Origin of the sequence: Streptodolium elevatio (genome assembly GCF_040649515.1) — a bacterium.
Taxonomy (GTDB): Bacteria; Actinomycetota; Actinomycetes; order Streptomycetales; family Streptomycetaceae; genus Yinghuangia; species Yinghuangia elevatio.
In genome coordinates this window covers 39,066-45,584 of the sequence record NZ_JBEZFP010000074.1, presented here as the reverse complement: position 1 = coordinate 45,584, position 6,519 = coordinate 39,066, and the positions used below count along the sequence as shown (strand labels likewise).

General features: G+C 73.1%; 7 protein-coding genes. 4 read left to right on the top strand and 3 right to left on the bottom strand.

Going from position 1 to position 6,519, the window contains the following annotated elements; genetic code table 11:
• Positions 1 to 90: 90 nt before the first annotated feature.
• On the bottom strand, positions 91 to 501 hold the full coding sequence (locus AB0C36_RS25835) for an ester cyclase (protein WP_358358011.1): 411 nt from the start codon (positions 499 to 501) through the stop codon (positions 91 to 93).
• A gap of 138 nt (positions 502 to 639) precedes the next feature.
• Here AB0C36_RS25835 and AB0C36_RS25830 point away from each other — a divergent pair, with 138 nt between their 5' ends.
• Both AB0C36_RS25830 and AB0C36_RS25825 read left to right on the top strand, forming a co-directional pair.
• Entirely contained in the window at positions 640 to 966 is a 327-nt protein-coding gene (locus AB0C36_RS25830; RefSeq protein WP_358358010.1) for a DUF8820 family protein, read from the top strand.
• A 180-nt stretch (positions 967 to 1,146) separates the two neighbouring features.
• Positions 1,147 to 2,418 carry a DUF6745 domain-containing protein gene (locus AB0C36_RS25825; RefSeq protein ID WP_435839116.1) on the top strand — a complete coding sequence of 424 codons (1,272 nt, stop codon included), beginning with the start codon at positions 1,147 to 1,149 and terminating at the stop codon, positions 2,416 to 2,418.
• 9 nt (positions 2,419 to 2,427) lie between these two features.
• On the opposite strand, the gene AB0C36_RS25820 is transcribed toward AB0C36_RS25825, so the two are convergent.
• Positions 2,428 to 3,828, bottom strand: a complete 1,401-nt coding sequence (locus AB0C36_RS25820; RefSeq protein WP_358358008.1) for an NAD-binding protein — start codon at positions 3,826 to 3,828, stop codon at positions 2,428 to 2,430.
• 216 nt (positions 3,829 to 4,044) lie between these two features.
• Between AB0C36_RS25820 and AB0C36_RS25815 the strand changes: the two genes are divergently transcribed.
• Positions 4,045 to 4,785 (top strand): hypothetical protein, encoded by a 741-nt coding sequence (locus AB0C36_RS25815; RefSeq protein WP_358358005.1) that lies wholly within the window; start codon positions 4,045 to 4,047, stop codon positions 4,783 to 4,785.
• A gap of 168 nt (positions 4,786 to 4,953) precedes the next feature.
• Entirely contained in the window at positions 4,954 to 5,652 is a 699-nt protein-coding gene (locus AB0C36_RS25810; protein ID WP_358358003.1) for a crotonase/enoyl-CoA hydratase family protein, read from the top strand.
• Here AB0C36_RS25810 and AB0C36_RS25805 read toward each other — a convergent pair.
• Entirely contained in the window at positions 5,644 to 6,486 is an 843-nt protein-coding gene (locus tag AB0C36_RS25805) for an STM4011 family radical SAM protein (protein WP_358358019.1), read from the bottom strand. The two genes, AB0C36_RS25810 and AB0C36_RS25805, sit on opposite strands and share 9 nt — an antisense overlap.
• Between the last annotated feature and the right edge of the window lie 33 nt (positions 6,487 to 6,519).

The window sequence follows — 6,519 nt, the reverse complement described above, 5'->3', positions numbered from 1 at the left end:
CGGCCAAACCCAGGCCGAGCTGCGGCCCGCGCCTTGCGAGCGCACGCACCACGGCCCGCGGGCTATCCGACGCGAATTTGAAGACACTCCCTAGCCGCCGAGGGCGCCCAGTCGCGTCATCAGGCCGAGGCTGTCCGAGACGACCCAGTACTCGGCGAACCGGTCGCCCTCGGCGCGCAGCATGTCGTGCCCGCGGAACGCCACCTTGGTCCCGGCGGGGGCCTGCGCGCCGGGGATGCCGCCTTGGTAGGTGCCGTGGAAGGTCCAGCGCGCGGCGAGCAGCTCGCCGTCCACGACCGGGCCGACGTCGAGGGTGTTCTCGATGTCGGTGAACAGCGCGTGCGACTGGCGTACCTGGTCGGCGAGCTCCTCGGGGCCGTGGAAGTCGTGCGTGGGCCAGTGCCCGACGACGTCCGGGGTGAAGATCCGGCCCACGGCGTCGAAGTCGCCGGCCCAGACGTCGAAGAGCCACTGGTGGTACAGCGCCTTGAGATCGGTCATGGTCACCCGACTACCCGGAAGTGACCGGACGCCAACATGCCTTCCTCGGCCCGGGCGGGCGGCGTGTCGGTGCGGCCACGTAGCGTTTGACGTATCGGGGCGGGGCGCTCCGAGCGAGGCGACTGTGTAGGGGGCTTCATGTACCGCCAGGGCGACATCCTGCTGCTTCCCGTCGAGGAGCGGACCGTTCCGACCGGGGTGACCGCGCTGCCCGCCAAGCCGAGGGACGGGCGCGGACGCCTCGTGCTGGCACTCGGCGAGGTGACCGGCCACGCACACGCGGTCGTCGGCGCGGGCACGCTGTTCCTCGACCCGGAGCCGACCGTCATCGGGCACCTCAAGCTGGACGCGCCGACCCGCCTGGTCCATGAGGAGCACGCCGCGATCCCGCTGCCGAAGGGCTGGTACCGCGTCATCCGCCAGCGCGAGTACGTCCCGGGCGCGGTCCGCATCGTCGCCGACTGACGCGCGACGACCGTCCGGCGCCACCGCCGATCCGTGCGGCGATTCCGCGCGCTCGGCCGCGAAGGCCCGGTGTGCCGCGGCCGAACGTGCCAATTTCCCCCGCATGGGGCCGTGTTCGCGGGCCGACGGCCATCGCGGATACTCACGGATACCCACACGGATTCCCAGGAGACCAGAATCGTGACCACCCCCGCCACGACCAGCGCCGCGTCGGCCGCCTCGCACCGGCAGGCCCCGCCCGAGCTGACCCTCGCGCACCGCGCCCTGCTCGCCGAGGTCGCCGACGAGTGGGCCGCGGTCGCCGCGGCGACCGGTGCGGCCGACCGGGCCGCCGCGGAGGCCGGTATCCGGGACGCCTACCGCGCCGCGGGGCTGGCCGAGCCCTCGAAGATCCTCTGGTACGACTCCCCGCTCGCCGCGGCCGTCGCCGCGACCGTCGTCGCCGGTTCCTTCAAGCCGCAGGAACTCGCCGCCGCCGGGCTCCGGGTGCGCGCCCCGGCCGGGTCGCGGGCCGGCCGGTGCGTACGCGACCGGCTGCGCGCCGCCGCGTGGGAGCGGGCGCGTACCGACGCCGCCGCGCTGCTCGGCCAGACGACCTGGGCCCAGGCCTGGCACGAGGTGTCCGAGCGGCTGTGGGCACCGACCACCGGCCTGGCCGCCCGGGTGCGTACGGGGGTGGAGGAGGCGGTCGAGGCCGCCGTGACCGGTCCGCGCACGTCGGCCACCCGGGGCACCGCCGCCCGAGGCGGCGCCGGCATCGTCGCGGGCCGCCCGGTCGCCGCGGAGACCCGCGCCGCCACCCTCGACGCGCTGGGCGGCCAGCACGACGCCGCCTGGCTCGCCGCGTTCGACGGCCTGCGCCGCTGCTTCCCGGCACTGGACGGCTCGCCGTCCGCCCCGGTGCTCGACGCCTTCGGCCGCGTCGCCCGTTCGGCCGGATGGTGGTGGCCGTACGAGAACTTCGTCCTCGTCGCCGAGCGCCCGACCATGCTGCACCGCGACGAGAACGCCCGCCTGCACAGCGGCGACGGCCCGGCACTGGCGTTCCCCGACGGCTTCGCGCTGCACGCCTGGCGCGGCATGCCCATCCCGGCCGATTTCGTCAGCGGCCTCGGCCCGCAGGGCAGCGGGCTCGACGCCGCCCGCATCCGCGGCGAGGACAACGCCGAGCTGCGCCGCGTGATGCTGGAGATCTACGGGTACGACCGCTACCTCGCCGAGGTCGGTGCCCGCCCGCTGCACCGCGACGAGACCGGTGTCCTGTGGCGCATCGAACTCCCGGACGACGAGCCGGTCGTCATGGTCGAGGTCCTGAACTCCACACCCGAGCCCGACGGCACGACACGCACGTACTGGCTCCGCGTGCCCCCGACCACCCGCACCGCCCGCGCCGGCGTCGCCTGGACCTTCGGCCTCACCGAGACCGAGTACCACCCGGCCCGCGAGACCTGAGGAATCGGCTCAGCGGGGTGTCCCGACCCCGTGGGACCGGGGTGCGGGAACCCGCGCCGTTACGCCGTCCTGGTGGTGGCGGCAGTCGTCCCGCGTGGTCAGCGGCCACGGTGTGAACGTCTCGTCCGGCCGTTGCAGGTAGATGTCGTGCTCGTGGGCGATGACGCCGCCGACCGGCTCGTCGACGAGCCGGGCGAGCACGTAGCCGGCGGCAAGGCCGGTGACGTCCCGGACGGTTCCCAGCGGCAGGAGCGACCGGGTCTCGGCGATGGCCTCGTGGTCGCCGGCCCTGATCACCACAGGGGTGGCCGGCGCGACGCCGTGCGCCGCGATCGCGACCGCGATGTTGTCCAGGTCGTCGGAGCCGACCGCGGCGATCGACCGGGCCTTGCCGAGACGGAGTTGTTCGAGGACCGTACGGTCGCCGCCGTGCCCGGTCATGACCGGGATGCCGAGGGACCGGGCAAGCCGCGCGGTCGCGGCGTGGGGGTCGCGCTCGACGCCCACCACGGGCACGCCGTGGCGCTGCAGTTCGGCACACAGCCGCAGCCCCACCTGACCCATGCCGACGACGATGACGTGGCCGGAACGCGGCAGCGTACGCGGACCGATCAGGCCGATGAGCTTCAGGCCGAGCATGCGCTCGATGACACCGGCGGTGAACAGCGCGCTGAACAGGAGCGTGGCCAACATCGCCGCACTGGCCGCCAGTTGGTAGCCGTAGGAGTGTGCGGGGGCGGTGGCCGGGCCCACCGCCGCGACGACGCGAGTGGCGTGGAAGAGTGCCTCGGCCGGGTGGTGGCCGTGGCTCACGAGCCAGGCCCAGTCGGCGAGTAGCACGGCGAGGATGCCCGTAAGGCCGATGACCAGCAGCCGGGTGCCGGCGTCGTGGGGACGCAGCTGGCCCGCGAAACGCCCCAGGCGGCGGCCCAGTTGCCGCCCGTGCGGTTGGCAGGCCCCGAGCCTGGGCCGTGCGTCCACCGCCGTTACGGCGCGCGTGCCCTGCGGCCGGTGATGGACGGCCAGGTTCGCCGGATCGATGCAGGGACCGGCGAGGGACGGCGCGGCGAGGTCCGCCGGCGAGGTGACGTCGCACTGCGGGAGCAGGCGCTTGAGCTCCTCGGAGACCGTGCGGTCGAAGACCGTGACGGTGACCGGCGCCTGCGGGGATATGTGCGCCACGGCCAGGGCGTAGCGCAGAGCGGCGACGTCGTCGTGGAGGAGGATGGCCACGCCATCGGGCGTGGTGCGCAAAGCCGTGCGCAGTTCGCTGTCGTTCGGCTCCCCGAGATGGTGGACGGTGTGCTCGCGTGCGGTCAGTGATGCGCAGACGCGGCGCGCGAGGTTGGTGTCGCCGATGACGACCAGGCGGCGGTCGGCGGGCGGTGATCCAGGCTGTGCGGTGGTCACGAGGAGTTGTCCCGGGGGTCGCAAGCGGAGCCGCCGCGGCGGCGCGAAGCAGCTCACGGCGTCGGTCAGGGGCCTGACGACCCTAGCGCTGTGGACGGAATGGTTCACCGGCCCCGCTTGTAGCCAACTCGCGCGCCCCCGCCGGAACCGCGGCGGTACGGACCGCCGTCCGAGTCGGGGGGAGGACGGCCTGCCCCTTTCACGAGGAGGCCACGCGTGTCCAAGGTCATGACGTTCCTGGCGGTGTGCACGGCGGTCGTGGGGACCATCCTGTACTTCACCACCGATCTGTCGCTGTCGGAGTTGCTGGCGGTCGGCGCCGGCGCGCTGTTCCTGCTGTGGCAGGTCGTGCTGCTCACCGTCCCGTGGAGCCTGTACTTCCAGGCCAAGGCGGTCATCCGGGAGATCCACCTCGCGCGCGAGCAGGGCACCGAGGTGGCCGCCGCCCGCGAGGACGAAGCGGTACGCATCGCCGGGCGGCTCAAGTGGGCGGCGATCGGCGCGCATCTTCTGTCCGCCGCGGTGGTCGCGGTCATCACGTACGTCTCGGGTGAGGACATCGGCTACTACTTCTCCGGGTTCTACCTGCTGAGCACCGGATTCCGGCCCGCCCAGGCGTACTTCGCCCATCTGCGGCAGCGGCTGTTCGGCATGATGAACGAGGTCCGCTACCCGCACGAGAACGTCGTCGAGCTCCGCGCCCGGGTCGAAGCCGCGGAATCCCAGCTGGAGGCGTTGCAGCGGCGCGCCGAGGAACTTGCCGAGGCCGACGAGGCCGTCCGCGAGCTGGTGGCCGCGCACGAGGCGTCCGGCCGCGCCCGCGACGAGAAGCTGGAGCGCCAACTCGACGCCATCGGACGCCGCTTCGAGGACACCGTGAACCGCCTCACCGACAACCAGGAAGTCATCGCGGGCATCAAGGCGTTCCTGCGGTTGCTGCGTACCGAGCAGGCCTGACGCGGGCGGAGGACCCACCTGGGGGACCCGATTGGCGGGTCGGCCGCGGCGGGACTGTGGGGTGCCACATGGGGAGGGTTGCCCCGCCGAGGTACCGTCACGAGGCAGAGATCCGCAGGAAGTGCCGCCCGGACAGCCGGGGTTCCGCCGTCGTGAGGAGATGCCGCCGTGGGAGCGCTGGTCACGTACCGCCTTGAGGACGCCGTCGCGACCGTCACGCTGGACGACGGCAAGGTCAACGCGCTGTCCCCGGGCATGCTCGCGGAAATCGGCGCCGCCCTCGACCGGGCGGAGGCGGACGGCGCCGTCGTCGTGCTCACCGGACGGGAGCGGGTGTTCTCGGCGGGCTTCGACCTCCGGGTGCTCAGGGGCGGTGGCGCGGAGGCGTACGGCATGCTCATGGCCGGCTTCGAACTCGCCGTTCGCATGCTGGCCTTCCCCCGGCCCGTGGTCGTCGCCTGCAACGGGCACGCGTACGCGATGGCGGTGTTCCTGCTGTTGTCCGGGGACTACCGCGTCGGGGTGGACGGGCCGTACACGATCACCGCGAACGAGGTCGCCATCGGCCTCACGATGCCGCACACCGCCGTGGAGGTCTGCCGTCAGCGGCTCACGCCCGCGCACTTCACCCGGGCTGTGGTGAACGCCGAGGCCTACTCGCCGGCGGACGCCGTTCCTGCGGGGTTCCTGGACCGGGTCGTGGCCGACGAGGAGTTGGCCGTGACGGCACGGGCCAAGGCCGTCGAACTCGCGAAGCTGGATCCGCAGGCGCACGCGGCGAGCAAACTGCGGGTCCGGGGGCCGGCGTTGGCCGCGATCCGCGAGGCGATCGAGAAGGATGCCGTGGACCTGCGTGCGTCAGGCTGACGTGGTCGCGGGGACGCGTTCCAGGATGCCGCCGGCGAAGACGCCGTACAGGGGGAGCGACGGCATGTGGACGTAGCCGATGTGGCAGTCGCATGTCGCGTTGGGGCACGGGCGTGGGCGCAGGGCCTGGCGGAAGGATCCGTCGTAGAGGTTCCCGAGCACTTCGGGCACGAAGTGGCAGCGGCGGACGGTTCCTTCGCCGTCGACGCTGATGACGCTGTCGCCGGTGCGGCAGTCGCGCCCCAGGGACGGGTGCGCGTTGCGGCTGTAGCCAAAGTGGGGGTCGATCTCGGCCCATGCGGCCGCCTCGGCATCGGTGTAGGTGCGGCCTTCCGCGGCGTTGATCCAGAGATAGACGCCGGGCGGCAGCTCCGCACGCAACTTGCGTGCGGCGGCCAGGTGTTCGGGTTGTCCGACGACGCCGACGCTGAACCGCACCCCGCGTGCGCGCAGTTCACGGCAGCGGGCGAGGAAGCGGGCGTACGGCACCTGGTCCGGGTGGTACGTCGCCCACAGCGCCAGCCGCGTCAGGTCGGCCGCGTCCGTCCACCGCGGGTGCGCGCTCAGGTTGGTCTGGATCGCCACACGCTCCACATGCGGCAGATGGCTCAGCTCGGCGAGGGCGCGCCGGTACCACGTGCGTACCAGGCCTTCGCCCCACGGGGTGAAGAGAACTGACACCCGCTCAGGGGCGTGGGCGACCCAGTCGGTGAAGCGTTCGAGCGCCGCGCGGTCGGTCCGCAGTTGCTCCGGCGTGTCGCGGCGCTTGGCGAACGGGCAGTAGCCGCAGTCGTAGTCGCAGGACGCCAGCGGGCCCCGGTAGAGGATCGTCAGCGGCCGCGCGGACGTCGCGCCGGGCCGGGACGG